This is a genomic window from Porphyromonas sp. HMSC065F10, from assembly GCF_001808555.1.
GTDB lineage: Bacteria > Bacteroidota > Bacteroidia > Bacteroidales > Porphyromonadaceae > Porphyromonas_A.
In genome coordinates this window covers 93,647-112,762 of the sequence record NZ_KV793752.1, presented here as the reverse complement: position 1 = coordinate 112,762, position 19,116 = coordinate 93,647, and the positions used below count along the sequence as shown (strand labels likewise).

18 protein-coding genes are annotated in these 19,116 nt (G+C 52.4%); 7 read left to right on the top strand and 11 right to left on the bottom strand.

What is annotated here, in order from left to right; genetic code table 11:
• Position 1: 1 nt before the first annotated feature.
• Genes rdgB through xseB form a run of 3 tightly spaced genes read left to right on the top strand, consistent with a single transcriptional unit; the run spans position 2 to position 2,301 of the window.
• A complete protein-coding gene (gene rdgB, locus HMPREF2890_RS01885; RefSeq protein WP_070464477.1) occupies positions 2-598 on the top strand; it encodes an RdgB/HAM1 family non-canonical purine NTP pyrophosphatase in 597 nt (198 codons plus the stop codon).
• Between the two features lie 16 nt (positions 599-614).
• Positions 615-2,060, top strand: coding sequence for an exodeoxyribonuclease VII large subunit (xseA, locus tag HMPREF2890_RS01880; RefSeq protein WP_070464475.1), 1,446 nt, complete (start codon positions 615-617; stop codon positions 2,058-2,060).
• 4 nt (positions 2,061-2,064) lie between these two features.
• Complete coding sequence (gene xseB, locus HMPREF2890_RS01875; protein ID WP_070464473.1) at positions 2,065-2,301, top strand: exodeoxyribonuclease VII small subunit; 237 nt, start codon at positions 2,065-2,067, stop codon at positions 2,299-2,301.
• Positions 2,302-2,393: 92 nt separating this feature from the next.
• Here the strand turns inward: xseB and HMPREF2890_RS01870 are convergent, their stop codons facing one another.
• The 5 genes from HMPREF2890_RS01870 to HMPREF2890_RS01850 all read right to left on the bottom strand — a co-directional run bounded on the left by HMPREF2890_RS01870 (position 2,394) and on the right by HMPREF2890_RS01850 (position 8,553).
• Positions 2,394-3,932, bottom strand: coding sequence for a RecQ family ATP-dependent DNA helicase (locus HMPREF2890_RS01870; RefSeq protein WP_070464470.1), 1,539 nt, complete (start codon positions 3,930-3,932; stop codon positions 2,394-2,396).
• Positions 3,929-4,459, bottom strand: a complete 531-nt coding sequence (locus tag HMPREF2890_RS01865; RefSeq protein ID WP_070464468.1) for a CinA family protein — start codon at positions 4,457-4,459, stop codon at positions 3,929-3,931. The genes HMPREF2890_RS01870 and HMPREF2890_RS01865 overlap by 4 nt, the downstream gene beginning before the upstream one ends.
• A gap of 14 nt (positions 4,460-4,473) precedes the next feature.
• Positions 4,474-5,514, bottom strand: coding sequence for a tRNA (adenosine(37)-N6)-threonylcarbamoyltransferase complex transferase subunit TsaD (gene tsaD / locus HMPREF2890_RS01860; RefSeq protein ID WP_070464466.1), 1,041 nt, complete (start codon positions 5,512-5,514; stop codon positions 4,474-4,476).
• Positions 5,515-5,665: 151 nt separating this feature from the next.
• Positions 5,666-7,816 carry an ATP-dependent Clp protease ATP-binding subunit gene (locus HMPREF2890_RS01855; RefSeq protein WP_070464464.1) on the bottom strand — a complete coding sequence of 717 codons (2,151 nt, stop codon included), beginning with the start codon at positions 7,814-7,816 and terminating at the stop codon, positions 5,666-5,668.
• A gap of 17 nt (positions 7,817-7,833) precedes the next feature.
• Complete coding sequence (locus HMPREF2890_RS01850; RefSeq protein WP_070464462.1) at positions 7,834-8,553, bottom strand: cytidylate kinase-like family protein; 720 nt, start codon at positions 8,551-8,553, stop codon at positions 7,834-7,836.
• 772 nt (positions 8,554-9,325) lie between these two features.
• On the opposite strand from HMPREF2890_RS01850, the gene dapB reads away from it, so the two are divergent.
• The 4 genes from dapB (at position 9,326) to HMPREF2890_RS01830 (ending at position 13,374) form a co-directional block, all read left to right on the top strand.
• Positions 9,326-10,057 carry a 4-hydroxy-tetrahydrodipicolinate reductase gene (gene dapB, locus HMPREF2890_RS01845; RefSeq protein ID WP_070464460.1) on the top strand — a complete coding sequence of 244 codons (732 nt, stop codon included), beginning with the start codon at positions 9,326-9,328 and terminating at the stop codon, positions 10,055-10,057.
• A 1-nt stretch (position 10,058) separates the two neighbouring features.
• Positions 10,059-11,477 (top strand): signal peptidase I, encoded by a 1,419-nt coding sequence (gene lepB / locus HMPREF2890_RS01840; protein ID WP_070464458.1) that lies wholly within the window; start codon positions 10,059-10,061, stop codon positions 11,475-11,477.
• Positions 11,478-11,542: 65 nt separating this feature from the next.
• Positions 11,543-12,091, top strand: coding sequence for a WbqC family protein (locus HMPREF2890_RS01835; protein WP_168160399.1), 549 nt, complete (start codon positions 11,543-11,545; stop codon positions 12,089-12,091).
• Positions 12,088-13,374 (top strand): M64 family metallopeptidase, encoded by a 1,287-nt coding sequence (locus HMPREF2890_RS01830; protein ID WP_070464454.1) that lies wholly within the window; start codon positions 12,088-12,090, stop codon positions 13,372-13,374. The genes HMPREF2890_RS01835 and HMPREF2890_RS01830 overlap by 4 nt, the downstream gene beginning before the upstream one ends.
• A 10-nt stretch (positions 13,375-13,384) precedes the next feature.
• Here HMPREF2890_RS01830 and HMPREF2890_RS01825 read toward each other — a convergent pair whose 3' ends face one another.
• From HMPREF2890_RS01825 to lpxD, 6 genes are read right to left on the bottom strand one after another with little or no spacing between them, the layout of a single operon-like run.
• A complete protein-coding gene (locus HMPREF2890_RS01825; RefSeq protein ID WP_070464452.1) occupies positions 13,385-14,305 on the bottom strand; it encodes a dimethylarginine dimethylaminohydrolase family protein in 921 nt (306 codons plus the stop codon).
• Between the two features lie 18 nt (positions 14,306-14,323).
• Complete coding sequence (miaA, locus tag HMPREF2890_RS01820; RefSeq protein ID WP_083289735.1) at positions 14,324-15,202, bottom strand: tRNA (adenosine(37)-N6)-dimethylallyltransferase MiaA; 879 nt, start codon at positions 15,200-15,202, stop codon at positions 14,324-14,326.
• Positions 15,199-15,825 carry a hypothetical protein gene (locus tag HMPREF2890_RS01815; RefSeq protein WP_070464450.1) on the bottom strand — a complete coding sequence of 209 codons (627 nt, stop codon included), beginning with the start codon at positions 15,823-15,825 and terminating at the stop codon, positions 15,199-15,201. The genes miaA and HMPREF2890_RS01815 overlap by 4 nt, the downstream gene beginning before the upstream one ends.
• Before the next feature lie 10 nt (positions 15,826-15,835).
• Positions 15,836-16,627 carry an acyl-ACP--UDP-N-acetylglucosamine O-acyltransferase gene (gene lpxA / locus HMPREF2890_RS01810; RefSeq protein ID WP_070464447.1) on the bottom strand — a complete coding sequence of 264 codons (792 nt, stop codon included), beginning with the start codon at positions 16,625-16,627 and terminating at the stop codon, positions 15,836-15,838.
• Between the two features lie 4 nt (positions 16,628-16,631).
• Positions 16,632-18,029 carry a bifunctional UDP-3-O-[3-hydroxymyristoyl] N-acetylglucosamine deacetylase/3-hydroxyacyl-ACP dehydratase gene (locus tag HMPREF2890_RS01805; RefSeq protein ID WP_070464564.1) on the bottom strand — a complete coding sequence of 466 codons (1,398 nt, stop codon included), beginning with the start codon at positions 18,027-18,029 and terminating at the stop codon, positions 16,632-16,634.
• Positions 18,030-18,034: 5 nt separating this feature from the next.
• A complete protein-coding gene (lpxD, locus tag HMPREF2890_RS01800) occupies positions 18,035-19,111 on the bottom strand; it encodes a UDP-3-O-(3-hydroxymyristoyl)glucosamine N-acyltransferase (RefSeq protein ID WP_070464446.1) in 1,077 nt (358 codons plus the stop codon).
• Positions 19,112-19,116 lie beyond the last annotated feature (5 nt).

The window sequence follows — 19,116 nt, the reverse complement described above, 5'->3', positions numbered from 1 at the left end:
TATGTGCGAGAGACATCGGCTGCTCTTGGCGACTCACAATGAGCATAAGACTCAGGAGATAAGAGACCTAATCCTACTCGAGGGACTGCCGTATGACGTGGTGTCCCTCCACGAGATGGGCGATGATGAGGAGATAGAGGAGACGGGGACGACGATCCGCGAGAACTCTATGATCAAGGCTCAGACTTGTCATCAGCGTCACCACATGGACTGCTTCGCTGATGACACCGGTCTCGAGGTGGTAGCTCTTGATGGTCGCCCCGGCGTCTATACTGCTCGCTATGCAGGACCGGAGTGCCGTCCGGAAGATAACATCCGGAAGCTCCTACACGAGATTGATGGAGTAGAGGACCGGAGCGCAGTCTTCCGGACTGTCATCACTCTGATCTTGGATGATCAGCAGCACTGCTTTGAGGGCGAGGTCCGCGGTGTGATTACGGAAACGCCTCAGGGGGAGGGTGGATTTGGCTATGACCCGGTCTTTCGCCCTGAGGGATTTGATCGCACCTTTGCGGAGATGAGTGAGGAAGAGAAGAATCGCATCAGCCACAGAGGGAGAGCCACAGAGGCACTGATCCATTTCTTAAGGTCACTATAGTCAACAATATCCGTCCATGAGCGTGGGAGCATCGAGGATAAGTCTCTTTGAGAACGAAGAGGAGGTAAAGGCGTATAAGCTGAGTGAATTGCTCGGTAGCGTACGTCGTGCTCTCGAGACGAGCTTCAAAGGATACTACAGGATCGTGGCCGAGGTGGCGAGCATTAATTCAAATGCTTCCTCAGGACACTACTACCTGGAGCTGACAGAGACGGACACGAGTGGGCGAAAAGTTGCCTCCTCACGAGCCACTATCTGGGCAGGTAATGCTGCTCGGGTGATGCAGCGCTTCTGTGACGTGACCGGGGACTATCCGCGTGCAGGGATGGAGCTCCTGATGACTGTGAGTGTCTCCTTTCACGGGCTGTATGGTTTCTCCCTCAATATTCAAGATATTGACCCTAATCACACTCTGGGCAATCTGGAGCGCATCCGCCGCGAGACGATTGAGAGGCTAAGAAGGGATGGTATTATTGATCTCAATAAGGAGCAGTGTACTCTCCCGACACTTACCCAGAGGATAGCTGTCATATCCTCTGCGACCGCAGCAGGGTGGGGTGACTTCAAGGATCAAATGCGGAAGAGCAATCTTGCCGATCTCTTTCACTTTGATCTCTACCCAGCTACGATGCAAGGCGCTACCACCACTCAGACGGTGATACGTGCTTTGGATCGGATATATGATCACGCGGACTCGTATGATGCTGTGGTGATCTTACGAGGAGGGGGCAGTCCTATTGATCTGTCCGCATTTGACGACTACAGACTCTGTGAGTATATAGCCAACTTCTGTCTGCCGATCATTACCGCCATCGGACATGAGCGTGACTTCTCTGTAGCTGACCATGTGGCCAATACCTCCGTCAAGACGCCCACGGCAGCTGCAGAGTTTCTGATCCATCGCTTGGAGGATCAGGTAAGTAGGGTCGTCGATGCCGGAGATCACTTAAGTACTCTGCTCCTCGATCGGTATCATCGGATGCAACAGATACAGGTCGATCACCCCTCGCGACTGGGTAAGGTGCTGTCCACGCTTGAGCGTCGAGAGAGCGACCGTATGCGGCGCTCAGAGAGGTTACTGGTCAACGCTTTGCATGGTCACCAGGAAGTTCTCCGTGATAGCGTCGAGACCCTCGCCAAGCGCGCTACCTCGCTACTCTATGATCGTAGGTTGTATGTCGGCTCTCAGTCCGTTGGTCTTGAGAGCAGGCGCCAGCGTCTATCCACGATCCTGACGAGGGTTGTCCCGCAGGAGCAGGAGCGGTTGGACAACTATACCAAGCTGGCAGAGCTCTATAATCCCGAGAAAATTATGAGGCGGGGGTTCCTGCCTGTGCTACAGGGGGGACGTCAGCTCTCCTCGGTCGAAGAGGTGGACAGCGATACAGACCTCCAGATCCTGATGATCGATGGCTCCATTGAGGGGCAAGTCTCCCACATACATAAGGACAAGACACAATAGACCTATGACTAAAGAAGAGATCAAGGAAAAAGTAGACGCACTGACCTACGATGAGGCTATTGCTGAGACGGAGCGTGTGCTCTCACATCTGGAGGAGGGCAACCTGCCTATAGATGAGGTACTTAGCCAAAGTCGCTATGCGGTGGCACTGATCACTCACTGCCGGACAAAAATTGCCCAAGTAGGTAAGGAGGTCGATCGTATACTGGACGACTTGGATCCAACTCCCAACCAGGAGTAAGGGCTTAGGCACCCTGGTACAGGGCTATCATCGCTATTTGTGAGGATGGCTGCTTGATCACTGACAGCCATTATAGTATAGGGCTTGTCGTGTCACGCCTTCTTACGATAAGGGGTGAACTTTGTTAGCGTCAGCGTGCTCTCCCCACGCAACACTTCCCAGCCGAGCTTGGTCATCGTAAGGCGACAGCCCTTGCTATAGTCAATGGCGATGAGACCATTCTGAGCCATTTGGTAGACATACTCACGCCATGCCAACCAAGTCTCCTCCTTTCCGATCCCAAAGGTGGTCAGTCTGCTGAGACCTCTATCCCATAGCTCTCTCCGTTGTGATCCTATCAGGATATTTGCCACATCCTCCACAGTGATTGTCTCCTGTGCCCTCACGATGGTACTCATAACCTTTTGAGCATATATCGTACCATCAAAGGTTGCTTCCGGTGGTAAGAGGCATATGTCGCAGTTGTTGCAGACCTCCGCTGTCTCCTGCCCGAAGTATCCGAGTAGGATCTTACGTCGGCAGACGGTAGCTTCACAGAAGCGCTTCATATACTCCATCTTGGCTCTATTGAGATCCTCGTTGGAGGAGTCTTTCATAAGCAACTCAAGGATCTTAAGGTCACCATAGGAGTAGTACATCACTGCCTCTGCCGGCTGACCATCCCTTCCTACACGCCCGATCTCCTGATAGTACTGCTCTATATTCATGGGCATACTATAGTGGATCACCCATCTGACATCAGGCTTATCAATCCCCATACCGAAGGCAACTGTAGCGCACACGACCTGTACCTGACCGGAGAGGAACGCTCTGTGTACGATGAGTCGAGACTCGGGAGACATGGATGCGTGGTAAGGGAGAGCATGGATATTCTGACCATTGAGGTAGTCGGATAGCATCTCGGTGTCCTTCCGCTTGGTGCAGTAGATGATCCCACTGGAGAGGGCGCCACGCTCATCAATAAAGTCTGCTATCTCCCTCAGCTTTTCCCTCTTCCTTACCCCTCTGCGTACCGTTATGTGAATGTTGGGTCGATCAAAGTCGCCGACAATCTCGAGGGGATCAGCCAGCTGCAGCTTATTCACTATGTCCTTACGGGTTGCAGGATCCGCTGTCGCAGTGAGTGCGATGATCGGGTGATCGGGATATCTCTGCTTAAGGAAACCAAGCTGTGAGTACTCAGGTCTGAAGTCGTGTCCCCACTGACTGATGCAGTGTGCCTCGTCAATGGCAAAGAAAGAGATCTTAGCACTCCGAAGGATGTACTCCCCTGTCTGGGACATCAAGGTCTCAGGGCTGATGTAGAGCAGCTTCAGCTTCTCCTTGAGTAAAAGCAGAAGCACCTGACGCCGGGCAGCATCGGGCATAGAGCTATTGATGGTGGCAGAGGGGATGTGATGACGATTGAGCGCATCAATCTGATCTCTCATCAGCGCAATGAGCGGAGAGACCACAATGGCGCACCCGTCACGCAGAAGGGCGGGAAGCTGGTAGCAGATGGACTTACCGCCTCCTGTGGGCAAAATGACCAACTGATCACGACCCTGGAGGAGGTTTCGGCAGGCTTCTTCTTGATTGGGTCTGAAGCTATCGTACCCAAACGCCCTCTTCAGTGCCTCCTGAAGCGTCATCCTTTCTGGATCTTGACGTACTTCTGTAATTCCTCGAGCAGTAGAGAGAGTGCTTGCTGCGCAATGTAAGCGCGGTTGGTATTACGTCCCTCATCCTCATGCTCGAGCCAGCGAGAGACCGTTCCCATAGGCGAGTGGACGGCAATCCAAGCAGCGCATGCCTTGTACCCCTCACTCTCCGCCGGACCGGCGACACCGGTCGTGGATAGCGAAAATGCAGCTCCGGAGAGCTTTGCAACGTGCTCGCACATCGCCATTGCTGTCGCCTCCGAGACCAGCCCATCCCGAATCTCCCGATCTAAGAGACCGAGTACCTGCTGCTTACTATGTCGTGTATAGGTCGTCACCCCGGTATCAAACCAATCAGAGGCCCCGCTGATACTTGTAAGGGTACCAGCGATCAGACCACCGGTACAGCTCTCAGCGACGGAGAGATGAGCTCCTATGAACAGGAGGAGGTCGGAGACCTCAGCCGATAGGTGTCCTAAGTCTGACAGATACTTGTGTAATGATTTGTCGTACTCCATATGTCCAAGTCTGATTAGATCGTTATCCTCGAGTAGGGGGCGTCACTCATCTCACTACGATGGCCGGCAGCATAAAGACAGGCTCCAGCCATAGCAATCATAGCGGCATTGTCCGTTGTGTAGCTGAAGGGGGGGATGAAGACAGCCTTCCCGCTCCGCTCGCCATAGTCTACAAACGCTCGTCTCAAGCGACTATTGGCAGAGACACCGCCTGCCACGCCCACCTGATCAATATTGAGATCCTTCGCAGCCCGCTCCAGCTTCTCCATAAGGAGCTCGACCACGGTCTCCTGTAGCGAGGCACAGAGATCCTCCTTATTCTTATCAATAAAGTCCGGATCTCTCTCGAGATTGTCCCTCAGTGTATAGAGAAAAGAGGTCTTCAAGCCACTAAAGCTATAGTCGTACCCACTGATCCTGGGCTTGGCGAAGTGGAAGGCATGTGGGTTCCCCTCCTTCGCCAGTCTGTCTACAACAGGTCCACCGGGATAGCCCAGCCCCATCACCTTTGCACACTTGTCAAAGGCCTCTCCGGCAGCATCATCTATTGTCTTGCCGATGATCTCCATCTCAAGCGGACTGTGCACCAAGATGATCTGAGAGTTCCCTCCCGACACCAAGAGACAGAGGAAGGGGAAGTGCGGGACCGGTCGGTCCTCCCCGGGTTGCTGCACGAAGTGTGCCATCACATGCCCCTGAAGGTGATTGACATCAACCATCGGGATCCCCAAAGCCTGACTCATCCCCTTGGCGAAGTTGACCCCGACCAAGAGAGACCCAAGTAGTCCCGGACCTCTCGTGTATGCAATTACATCCAAGTCCTCCCGAGAAATCCCTGCCTGACGGATAGCTTCGCTCACGACGGGGACTACATTCTGCAGGTGAGCCCGACTTGCCAGCTCGGGGACGACACCACCATATTGCTCGTGAACCTTTTGGCTTGCAATAACGTTGGACAACAAGGTCTGTCCCCTCAGTACAGCTGCTGAGGTGTCATCACAGGAGGACTCGATGCCAATGATGACTTTATCGGGATCTATAGAAAACTGTGCCATACAATACTTGATTACTTACCCACAAAGATACTCATTTGTGTAGGACCATTGCATCACCAATAGTGATCTCGTCTATGATCCTCAGTATCAGAAAAAGCAAAGGACACCATAGATTGCTCTATGATGTCCCTTGCCGTAGTACAAGAGGCGATCAGGAGACAAGAGTCGGCACAGGGACTCTGATCCTCAGCTTCACATCCTTCCCTCTACCTGTCGTATCGAGTAGGTAGTGCTCACCGGGACTGACTTCACCACTGATGATGGCGTCAGTAATCATCTCCTCAATATACTGAGCAATCGCGCGCTTGAGGGGTCTTGCACCCAGCTTGGGATCAAAGCCCTTCTCAGCCACGAAGTCACGAGCCGCATCGGAGTACTCCACCAGGATATTGATGTCCTGTAGTCGCTTGTCCAGCTTGCTCAGCTCGAGGTCGGTGATCCGGCGGATATCCTTCTTATTAAGCTGATTGAAGGTGATGATCTTGTCGATACGATTGAGAAATTCGGGCGCAAAGTGCTTATTAAGAGCCTTGCGGATCACTTGATCCGCTGCCTCATTACTATCAACAGATAAGTCCTTGAAGCCTATACCGGTCCCAAATTCGCTCAACTGTCGGGTCCCGACATTCGAGGTCATGATGATGATGGTGTTCTTGAAATTGACCTTATCCCCGGTGCTATCTGTGAGCACACCATCGTCAAGGATCTGCAACATAAGGTTCTGCACATCGGGGTGAGCTTTCTCAATCTCATCAAAGAGGATGACGGAGTATGGGCGACGCTTCACCTTCACTGTCAGTTCACCGCCCTGGTCGTAACCAACGTATCCGGGTGGGGCACCGATCAAGCGTGATACGGAGTACTTCTCCATAAACTCGCTCATATCCACGCGGATCATAGCCTCCTCGGTGCCAAAGAGCTCCTTAGCAAGCATCTTGGAGAGGTAAGTCTTACCCACTCCGGACGACCCAAGGAAAAGGAAAGAGCCGATCGGCTTGCCCGGGTCGCGTAGCCCCACCTTGTTACGCTGGATGGCCGTCGCAATGTCCCGGACGACGTGGTCTTGTCCGATCACCTTAGACTTTAGCTTACCCTCCAGCTTGCCCAGAGAGCTGAGGTCATTGGCGGAGAAGGACTGCACCGGCACACCACTGCCGAGGGAGACCACATACTCCACCTCTTGAGTATCGACGAGGGTAGGGTCCCCAATGAGGTCTCCACGCTCTAAGCTTCGCTTAACCGCCTTGAGATCCTCGTGGTACTGCTTCTCTTTATCTCGCGCTTGTGAGGCAAGGTCGTAGCGTCCCTGATTGACATACTGAAGTTTAAGCTTACGTATCTCATCGATCTTATCTTGATAGGGTGTCAGGTCTACCGGCTTCTGATTCTTGATGAAGGAGTAGGCTCCCGCCTCGTCCATGGCATCGATTGCCTTGTCCGGAAATTGACGATCCGTCACGTAGCGCTCCGTCAGGTGAACTGCCGACTCAAGTGCCTTATCGGTATAAGTCACGTGGTGATGCTTCTCATAGATCGGCTGGAGCTTCTTAAGGATCAGTAGCGTCTCCTCCTCATCGGGAGCATTCACTATGACTTTCTGGAATCGCCGATCCATTGCCCCATCTTTCTCTATGCTCTTGCGGTACTCCTCGAGTGTTGTGGCACCGATACAGCGGACCTCGCCACGAGCAAGCGCGGGCTTGAGCATACTGGCAGCGTCAATACCTCCCTGAGAGTTGCCACTACCCATGAGGGCGTGTATTTCGTCTATGTAGAGGATGATGTCAGGATTGGCCTTAAGCTCGTGGATGATCTTCTTCATCCGCTCCTCAAATTGCCCCCGATACATCGATCCCGCAACCACGGAGGCCATATCTAATGATATGATCCGCTTATTGAGGAGGTAGGGCGGGACCTCACCCGCTACGATCCTCTGTGCTAGTGCCTCTACGATAGCTGTCTTGCCTACGCCTGGTTCACCGAGGAGTAGGGGGTTATTCTTCTTTTTTCTGGCGAGGATCTGGGTGATGCGCTGCAATTCCTTCTCACGACCATAGACAGGATCCAGCTTTCCTTTCTTCACTTGGTCACTGAGCCAGGTACCGAAGGAATCTAGTGTCGGGGTCTCAGTCTTACCCTCCTTACCCTTATCTCCGTTCGACTCAGGCCCATCCGGGGAGTCGTCACCATCGTGAGAGGAGGGCTGGTCAAAGAGCGTGTCAAAGTCACTCTGATCAGCTATCAGAGTCTCAGCCAGCTCGCCATATATCTCCTTATGATCAATTATATGCTTATCTAACATCTATACAACTTACTTAGTTATGGATTGGGACTCTCCTTTGCGTCCTCCATAGAAGTACCCTGGAGTGGGAACCCCTTGGAGCGAAGTACGTCCATCACTAAAGTAGTTGCATAATCTATGCCAAAGAAGGAGGGCTGGATGGCCATGTCGTAGCTCTCACAGCGTCCCCAGCGCTTACCAGTGTAGTAATTGTAGTATTGCCGTCTATTCTTATCCAGCCTAAGGAGTCGGTCAATGGCCTCCTCCTCGCTCACTCCTTCATAATCACGCTGAAGGTTCTTGACTCTGATCTCCATCGGCTCAGATATGTAGATAGTCAGGAGGTTGGGGTGATTTCGTAGAGTAAAGTCGGCAGTGTGACCAAGGAATATGGCAGAGCTTTCTCTTGCCAGCCTGAGTATCGTCTCAGCCTGCATAGAGTGGATATTCTTATTGGATAGAAAGTTGTCAGAGTAGGTGATCATAGACCCCGATGAGGCGTACTCAGCTCCATAGAAGATTGGGACTGAGAAGTCTGTATTGTCCTCATTCTGTACAAAGAGATCCCTCCGTATGTTGTGATCCTTAGCTGCTAAGTCAAATATATTATCACAGTAGACCGGCACACCAAGCCTTTCCCCCAGCCGGTGAGCAAAGGTGACGCCACCGCTACACTGAGATCTGGAGATGCAGATAGCAAATTTGTCGCTCGGTAGAGCAAGCTCCTCCTCTTGGTGGATATTATCAGACTCCTTCATGGCATAATAGTTTCTTGTCGTTATATACTCTTTAGGACAAAGTTAAGCAAACCCCTCCATATCGCTTCAACAACCACGTGCAACTACGTTGTCGTAATATTGAAGGTGAGGTGTGCTCTTATGCTTTAAGTTGTGAGTGCGTGGGTACAGGGAGCAGACACATTACACAACAGAGTAAGATCTTAATGCAGGCGGTTGGCGTAACTTCGGCGAATTCGGTGACTATGATGACTTCAGTGACTATGATGACTTCAGTGACTATGGTGACTCAGGGAAGATAGGGTGCTATGATAGATTTTTTGATCTCAACCTTTACCCGACAACAAACAATACTCTCAGAATTACCTACTTAACATAATCGCTATTATGACCAAAGAGAGTTTTGAGAAAAATCTGGTCAGAACCTCTACTGCAAATAATGTTGAGCGAATGCTATAAAGTCACCACTGTCGTGACCTATCAGAGAGACGGCGAGAAATCAGAGCAAAATTCCCCGAGTATCATGGTGAATTCTTTTACCGATATTAGTCGCACCTAATACCGGTAAAAGAATTCACTAATACCGGTATTAGTTTACCGTCGGATCGAGTAAGCTCTTGACTAATCCTTCTGACAATAGCTTCTCGCTTAGAATCAACTCGCTGCAATGTCTCTGCGGAGTCCCTAAGCTCAAATGCTCGAGATGAGAGGCTCTGTTGATAATTGATTACATTTGTGACCACTTCTGTCAGCTACGGAAGTATACATCAAGCAAATCACATATACAGTAGCAATGAAAATAACTCTGATAGGATATGGACGTATGGGTCATGCCATTGAGCAGGTGGCCCATAGCCGGGGGCACAAGATCGTTGGACGCATTGACAAAGACGATCAAGCATCTATCCCCTCCGAGACGGATGTAGTCATCGACTTCTCTACTCCTGACAGTGCTTATAATAATATTCGCAGAGCGATCGAGAGTGGCTTTCCCGTAGTCAGCGGTACTACCGGCTGGACCGATCGTATCGAAGAGATCCGGGCGCAGGTCAGAGAGCGTGATGGGGCTTTCTTTTACTCGTCCAACTTCAGCATCGGGGTCTTCCTCTTCCGTCACTTGGTGAGAGAAGCTGCTAAACTGATAAATAATCTCCCCCAATACTCAGATGTTCAGATGGAGGAGGTACACCACGTCCATAAGCTTGACTACCCCAGTGGCACTGCCCTGACTGTTGCCGGTGACATTATCTCGGAGATGGATCGATATAGAGACACAAGGGCCTATCTCGGCAATGCAGAGAAGCCTACCTTGGCCGAGGACCAGCTACTTATCCACTCTCTTCGTGAGGGAGAGGTGCCCGGCATTCACCGAGTAGCCTTTAGCAGTCCTCAGGATGTGATAAGACTGGAGCATGAAGCCTTTGGGAGAGAGGGCTTTGCTATGGGGGCGGTGATGGCTGCTGAGTTTTTGCAAGGTAAGAAGGGATGGTACGGCATGGAGGACATGCTACACTTCGATAAGTGATATGAAAAAGATAGACTTCAAGGCTGTCCCCAAGCGGGATTGGATTAAGTTCGGCGCTTGGGCGATCGCCCTACTCTTATTTGCCACTTGGGTGGGCAGTGTCTGGCTCTTCGTGATCCCTACCCTGCTGATTTTTGACAATTACATCACCCACATCATCCCTTGGCGGTGGTGGCAGAGCTCCTCGAGTAAGACTCTGCGTAGCACGATGCGACTCATAGAGGATATCGTTGTCGTCCTGATAGCGGTACAGGTACTCAATATCTTCTTCTTCCAAAACTTCAAGATCCCCTCTTCCTCACTGGAGAAGACCTCACTTGTGGGCGATCACCTCTTTGTCTCTAAGCTGAGTTTTGGACCGAGATTACCGATGACCCCGCTCGCTTTTCCTTTGGTGCACAATCAATTCCCCTGGAATGGGAAGAAAGCCTACATTGATAAGCCTCAGCTCCCCTATAAGCGCATAAGCGGTCTAGGTCGTCTTAAGCGAAATGAGCTGGTAGTCTTCAATTTCCCCGCCGGAGACACTGTCCCACTCAAGGTGACCAATCCTGACTACTACACCCTCTGTCACCTCTATGGGAGAGATCGGATCTGGAGTGATCCTCGCACGTTTGGCGAGGTGGTCGCACGTCCCGTTGACATGAGAGATCACTATGTCAAGCGCTGCGTGGGGCTTCCGGGAGACGATCTTGAGGTGCGACACAACGCCCTTTATATCAATGCGAAGGAGGTTGATACACCGCCTCACGCTCAGCTCAATTACTTCGTACAGACCGATGGCACGATGCTGTCGGAGGATGAGCTGTATGAGCTGGGAGTGGCTCGAGACGATATCGCCCTGCTGGATGGGCTGGACCAGTCTTACTACCCTCTCTATGAGCAACTGGGCTTTACGGGAGATATGACTAAGGGCTTCGGGCTCATCTACCATCTGCCCCTCACGAAGTCCATGCGGGAGACGCTCCAGAAGCACAGCGGTGTCCTCCATATCGAGGTGGAGCCGGATCCTGGACAGTCGGTCTTCACGACATACCCCCTCAGTGACTTATTTGACTGGACGAGGGATAACTATGGACCGGTCCACATCCCTGCCAAGGGCGAGACAATCCCTCTAACAGCGGAAAATCTGGCTCTCTACGAGCGGTGCATCCGGAACTTTGAGCATCACACGGTAGAGAAGACCACATCGGGTATTCTGATAGACGGCAAGCCGGCCTCGTCGTATACCTTTGAGATGGACTACTACTTCATGATGGGAGATAATAGGCACAACTCTGCCGATTCCCGCGCTTGGGGCTTCGTCCCTGAGGATCACATCGTTGGCAAGCCACTCTTCGTCTGGCTATCGCTGGATAAGGACAGGGACCTCCTCCATGGCAAGATCCGGTGGCGGAGATTTGGGACTGTGCTGAAGTAAAGAAAAGTAGTATGCTTTCTCTGCCCACCCTCTTTGCCCCTGCAATCCTGCAAGTCAAACTGATAATGGATCATCCTGAGGCGGTGATCAATGTGGGTGAGCAGTATCAGAAGCAGACGCTCCGAAATCGGACCTACTTCCTTACCCCGCAAGGCGCTACACCCTTCACGATACCGGTGGAGCGCTTTGCCTATCCCTCTCCGCCCACGTCAGAGATCTGTCTTGCCGAGCACGATCACTGGAGGCATCGCCTGGAGGAGGCACTGCGCTCCTCCTACTGCTCCACGCCCTACTGGCAGTTTTATGAGGATCAAGTGATCTCTCTCTGTCGATGTGAGGTGGGAGGCAGGCTCATAGACTTTAATCAGCATTGGCTCACCTTTATCCTCGGAGAGTGGCGTATTCCTATCCCCACGATAGTATCTGAGGGGGTGAGAGACGTGGATCACAGATCTGACATCGCCCTACCCTCCCGGCTTCGTGAAGGTAGGATGGACCTACCGAGGTATTGGCAAGTCTTTGAGGAGCAGTGTGGATTTGTACCCAACCTGTCAGCACTCGACCTACTCTTCCACTTAGGTCTGGAGGGCCGACTTTATCTCAATAGATTATGAATAAGATCTCTCGAACGACTCTACTGCTGACTGTACTCCTTCTCCTGCCCTGTCGCCTTATCGCCCAGGACTTTGGAGACTACTTTATTGACCAGACCCTTCGCCTGGACTATATCTTCTCCGGAAATGCCAGTACTCAAGACATCTCCCTGCTGGCTTACTACAAGATTCCAGGCTGGTATGGCAAGAGGCATCGCTTAGCCGAGACGCCGATGAAGGGGAATGGCACGATCACAGTCAGAGACCTTGCCACAGGGAGGGTGATCTACAAGCATCCTTTCTCATCACTCTTCCAGGAGTGGCTGAGTTACCCACAAGCACAGGAGAGTGGTAGGAGAGCATTTGAGAATGTCTCTCTAATCCCTATGCCGAAGCAACCGGTAGAGGTTAGTCTTGAGCTCCGAAATAGCCGTCACGATGTCATTGCCTCTATGACACATCGCATAGACCCGAACGATATTCTGATGACCCCGCTCGGTGAGCAGGGTATCCTGCCCTACACCACTCTTCAAGCCCCCAAGGACAGCTCCCGCGCAATCCATATAGCATTTGTAGCTGAGGGCTATACGGAAGATGAGATGGAGGACTACTTGGCGGACGCCCGTAAGGCTGTAGAGTCGATCTTCGGGCACGAGCCCTTCAAGTCTCTGCGTGATCGCTTCTCCATCATAGCGGTTCGCTCTCCCTCAGCGGAGAGCGGTGCTTCCATTCCCTCCAAGGAGATCTGGAGGGACACCGCACTCGGCTCACACTTTGACACCTTCTATAGTGAGCGCTACCTCACGACACTGCACCTCCGCAAGCTGCACGACCTCCTTGCCGGGACTCCCTACGAGCATATCATCGTACTGGTCAATACGCCCCACTATGGCGGCGGCGGGATACTCAATTCGTATAACCTCTCGATGACTAAGCACCCGGCCTTTGTGCCGGTGGTGACGCACGAGTTTGGACACAGCTTTGCCGGACTGGCGGACGAGTATGCTTACGAGGCAGAGCAGATACCGATGTATCCGACTGATGTGGAGCCGTGGGAGCAGAATATCACCACGCTGAAGGAATTTAGCGCCAAGTGGGCTGACCTACTACCCGCAGAGGTGTCCGCCATACCGACTCCGGAGGAGTGCAACTATCCCGTAGGGGTGTACGAAGGAGCCGGCTATAGCCTCAAGGGTGTCTATAGACCCTCTATGGACTGTCGTATGAGGACCAATAGCAATCCTGAGTTTTGCCCGGTTTGCCAAAGGGCTATCCGCGAAGTGATCAACTTCTACACCGACTAAGAAGCACTGATCAGTACCTCCTGACTAAGGGCTGAGTGGTACACCTGAGCAAGCCTCCCAGCTTGCTTACCTCCCTATAGGGGGTCGTCAGCACTTCCAGTCCTCGGGCCTCAAGCCACCCTTTCAGTCTCGCGAAGGCACTGTCTATGATCACCTTTTGCGGTGAGAGACTGAAAATATTTGTATTCATCTCAAAGAACTCCTCCCGGGTAATGGAGAAGACATTCTCCGGACCGAAGAGTGATACAAGAAACTCATAGTCGGAGTAGTGCCGGAATGCACCCGGGAAGATGATCGCCAAGCCCTCCCCTACCGGCTGAAAGGCACAGTCAAGGTGCAGAACGCCCCGATAGGGGTCGTGATCATCCTTGATCAACTGCAGTGGGATGATCTCTCGCTCAGGGAAGAGACCCTTGAGGAAGCCTATGGCGTACTTATTTGTACGTGCGGTGCTGTAATGGTCAAAGTCAGTCGTCAAGTGGCATCCCAAGAGTATCCGACCATCTCTAAGCAACGTCACATCCCCACCCTCCACGGAGACGTAATCGGGTGTTGTCACTATCTTGTCTGGATTTATCTGAGACCAGATCGCATCGTACGCCTTCATCTCCTGCTCTCTATCAGCAATGATATTAGCACGGACAAACGTATCTCCGATGACAAACCCCACATCACGAGCAAAGATCTGTTGCATACCCCTATGCCGACCGGGACGCAAGACAGTCACGCCCTCCCTCTCCATCAGTGAGACAAACGCCTCCACTTCGCGATTGAGATCCTCATCCAGAGGATATTGGTCGTTAAGGATGGTGTGGTATGTCTTGGCATCGTAAGCTTCCTCCAGTGCCGGCGGCTCACCATTATGGAAGGCGACACCGGCCACAACCGTATCTAGCTCTCCTACTTCGTCTAATATCTTTAAGTCAATCATAGTAAGGCAAATATAGTGTTATTTCTCTTGCTCCTCCAAGTTTAGCAACCTGATGTCCGGTATTTTCTCAAAGAAAGTGATCTGCTTCCTGGCGTACACTCGGCTATTTTTCTTCACCCTATGGACAGCTTCGTCCAGAGAGCATTGCCCCTCCAGATATTGGATCACCTCCTTGTACCCGATGGTATTAAGTGCATTGCAGTCCTTATGCGGGAGTAGGCTGCGAACCTCCTCGACAAGCCCGCTCTGAAACATCCGATCCACCCGCTGATTGATCCTCTCATAGAGGATAGGACGGGGACGAAATAGGCCCCATACCTCATGCTCATATGGAAAGTTGCGTGGAGTATGGGTGTGCCAAGAGGAAAAGGGACGATGGGTGGTAAGCCAGACCTCCAGCGCACGGATCATCCGCTTGTGGTTATTGCCATCCACAGAGGCGAGGTACTGAGGGTCCGCCTCCGCTAGTTGGGATCTAATGGGACCGATCCCATGTGTCTCAAAGCACTCCCACAGCTGTCGTCTTATCTCAGGATCCGGCTCAGGGATAGGATCCATCTGGTAGAGGAGCGCCTGAATGTACATCATCGATCCGCCAACGACAAGAGCGGTATCGTGGGTCGTGAGTACCTCATCAACGACTGCGAGGGCATCTGCTGCATAGTCGTAGGCATTGTATGGATCGGTGACCTCACGCGTTGCCACAAAGTAGTGATGGATCTCACTCATAGCCTCAGGAGAGGGGGCATCGGTCCCGATGCTCATCCCTCTGTAGAGCTGCCTGGAGTCAGCCGATATGATAGGTATGGAGAGTGAGCGAGCCAGCTCCATGGCATAAGCGGACTTACCTACTCCGGTAGGTCCGGTCAGGATGATCAGCCGCTTATCTTTCGTCAAAGGGGAAAGTCCTCAGTGGGGATCTCGTTGTCAAACTCCCCAGACTCATCTGAGGTGCCAAAACCCTCAGGATCAATCTCTGTACTGTCAAAGGCATCGCTCCCATACTCATCGGGAGTAGACTCCTCATTCAGCTTCCTCTTTCCTGTCTCGGCAACCTCAGGGGCAACGGACTTGACCTTCGGCTCCTCCTTTTTCTTGACCTCTTCCTCCGGTAACCTCTGGAGTGGTGGCTCTCCCTCTGATCGAGAAAGAACATAGGGAGAAGGAAGACTACCGGAGCTGATCTCGCGCAGCTCAATGTAAAAAGCCCTCGACCGGTCAGGGTCAAAGAGCAGCATCAGTCGCTGTCGCTCAGTATCAAGGAGCTCCGAGAGCCGAGTGCGCTCCATAAGAAACACATCCTCATCAGAGCGACTGTGGGGTGGCTCTACTTCGTAGATCGTCACCTTCTGGCTCCAAGAATGGTCTGTAATATAGATCAGACTCGGCTCCACAGGGGAGTAGCCGATCTCATCGTAGAGTGCGTTGCGCAGATCGCCAAAGGTGGCCTCACTGCCAACCCTGAGGTCTCGACGGAAGGATCGAGCTTCCGGAGAAACGATGACAAAACGATAGATCATACTCAGCGTCTCAGCCCTTCACTATTCCGCGCTTGGAGTTGCGAATAAAGTCCAGTATCCGACGTCGCTCAGGAGTGTCTTCCAGAGACGACTCAATCTCCTCTAAGGCATCACTCACATTGAGTCCTTGAGCATAGAGGATGCGGTAGGCATCGCCGATGAGTCTGATCTCGTCCTCAGTAAAATCCCTCCGACGGAGACCTACAAGATTGATCCCACAGAAGGCAATCGGCTCACGTGCTACCACAGCATAGGGAGGTATATCCTTTGTCACTTTACTGCCTCCTTGAGTCATACTATGACGTCCGATGCGGGTGAACTGATGTACTAAGACAGAGCCGCTTAGGATTGCCCAGTCGTCTATCTCCACTTCACCGGCGATCTGTGATGCGTTACCGATAATCACATGATCACCCAACACGCAGTCGTGTGCCACATGAGCATAGGCCATAATCAGGCAATCGCTACCTATGACGGTCTTGTCACGTGATGCAGTACCCCGACTAACGGTGACGTACTCTCGGATCACCGTCCTGTCCCCTATGATAGCAGTCGTTTCCTCACCCCTAAACTTCAGGTCCTGAGGAACCCCGGCGATCACTGCATAGGGATGGACCTCACACTGACAGCCGATCCGAGCACCGGACCTGACTATTGCCCCGGCATGGATATGTGTCCCAGCACCGATCTCCACATTGTCCTCAACAATTGCAAAAGCATCAATCCGGACACCCTCTCCCAATACCGCTCCGGCATTGACTAATGCCAGCTGGCTGATAGATGTATTCTTCTCTTCTGTCATTTCCCTATCTTTCACCTTCGTTATTAGCCACTACCTTGGCCACAACCTCTGCCTCGCAGACGATATTGTCCCCTACGTAGCCCACACCACGTACTCGCGCAAATCCATGTCGTACTGGCGCCAGCGGCTTGACACGATATATCACCGTATCCCCCGGCATTACTTTTTGTCTAAATCGGGCATTCTCAATGCGTGCTAGGTAGGTCGAATGTGGCCCAGGCTCATCCATTATATGGAGTACAAGGATCCCCGCAATCTGAGCAATAGACTCCACAAGCAACACCCCAGGGACAATGGGTTCACCGGGGAAGTGTCCCACGAAGAAAGGATCTCCGGCAGAGTAATTCTTCAGCCCTATAGCCTGATCAACAGTGAGATCTATCACCTTATCCACCATGAGCATCGGGTAGCGGTGAGGTAATATCCGCATTATCCCCCGGGTGTCAAGTAGGGGCTTTGCACTTAGATCGATGGATGGAGGTATGGACTCCTCCCCCTCAATCTCCTCAAGGAGCTTCATACAGAGCCTGCCATTGATAGTGTGACCCGGCTTTGTCGCAATCACACGCCCCTTGATCCGGCAGCCGGCGAGAGCCAAGTCTCCCAGCACGTCAAGGAGTTTGTGCCGTGCAGGTTCATTTGGGTATGCGAGTGGTCTATGGCTGATGTAACCAAGCTTTGAGGCGTCACTGTGATCCACCCCAAGCTCATCTGAGAGCTTGTCGAGATCGGTCTGAGATAGCTGACGATCGTAGATCACCAGCGCATTGTCCAGATCCCCACCCTTGATCAGATTATTAGCAACCAGAGCCTGCACCTCTCTCACGAAGACAAAAGTCCTCGCTGGTGCTATCTCACCGGCAAAGTCATCCCCTATCTCATAGGACGCAAACTGATGCGTCAGGATGGGAGAGTCGTAAGAGATCAGCGCATCAATAGCGAAAGTATCATCCGGGAGGAGTGTCAGCTTAGCACCTGATGCCTCATCAGAGACCTCAATCTTACGCTGCACTTTGTAGACTCTTGCTTCAGCCCTCTGCTCTACGAGACCTACTTCTGTGATCTTATCGACATAAGGCTTAGCGCTCCCGTCCAAGATCGGTGCCTCAGGTCCGTCAAGCTCTATGAGGCAATTGTCTACCCTCATAGCCGACAGCGCTGCCATCATATGCTCAATGGTACAGACAGAGAAGTCCCCATCTCTCAGCGTTGTGCAGCGATCGGACTGAGTGGCATACCGGACGAGGGCAGGTAGGATAGGCTTCCCCTGCAGGTCGGTTCTACAGATACGGATGCCGTAATTCTCCTCTGCTGGTAGGGCTCTTAGGTGGATATACCTCCCGGTGTGTAGACCTTTCCCCTCCAGCTCAAACGATCCTCCAAGGGTGTGTTGGTACGCCATCTCGCTCACTCTCCGTCTTTTGTCTTACTTATCTCGCTAAGCTTATCCAGCTCCTCTCTTAGGCGCTTCACCTCCTTAGAGAGGTCGTAGATCTGCTTATCTAACTGAGGAAGACGATCAGCCACAGCAGCGCTTCGCATCGCCTTGACATAAGGTCTCCCGGGGTAGCCAAACCAGCTGCTGCCCTCCTCCTCAATGCTCGCCATAATGCCCGTCTTAGCCCCAAAGGTCACACGATCGGCAGTCTTAAGGTGACCGGCTATGCCCACCTGTCCCCCCAGTCGATTCCACTGGCCAATGGTTGTTGAGCCGGCAACACCGGACTGAGCAGCGATAGCGGTATGCTCCTTCACCTCGCAATTATGGGCGATCTGGACGAGGTTGTCGATCTTTACTCCGCGCCGTATGATCGTTGCATCGAGGACCGCACGATCAATACAGGCATTTGCCCCTATCTCCACATCATCCTCAAGGATTACCTTGCCGGTCTGGGGAATCTTGTCCCAACCCTCAGCAGTGGGGGCGAAGCCAAATCCATCTGCTCCTAAGACCGCTCCTGAGTGTAAGATGCATCGATCTCCGACGATCGTCCGGTTGCTGATCGTCACCTGCTGATAGATCTTACAGTCCGCTCCCACAAGGCAGTCCTCACCTATATATACCTGGGCACGGACGATCGTACGGGGACCCACCTTACTATTCCTACCTATATAGACAAAAGGTCCCACAGAAGCTGTCGGATCCACATCAGCAGACGGATCCACAATGGCAAATTGCGAGATCCCAGCCTCAGGCTCGGACCCATCGCGGATCACGCTCAGCAATTTTGCCAAGCTATCATAAGGATCTGCTACACGGATCAGGGTCGTCTTCACCTCGGAGGTCGGCTGATAATCAGCCTGCACCAGCACCGCACTGCACTCTGTCGTATAGAGGTAATGCTCATAGGCAGGATTAGCGAGGAAAGTCAGTGTCCCTGCCTTCCCATTCTCTATCCCGCCAAAGTCATGAAGCTCCACATTAGGGTCTCCATCGACCACACCATGGAGGAAGTCGGCCACCTCTTGAGCTGTATATCTCATAAGCT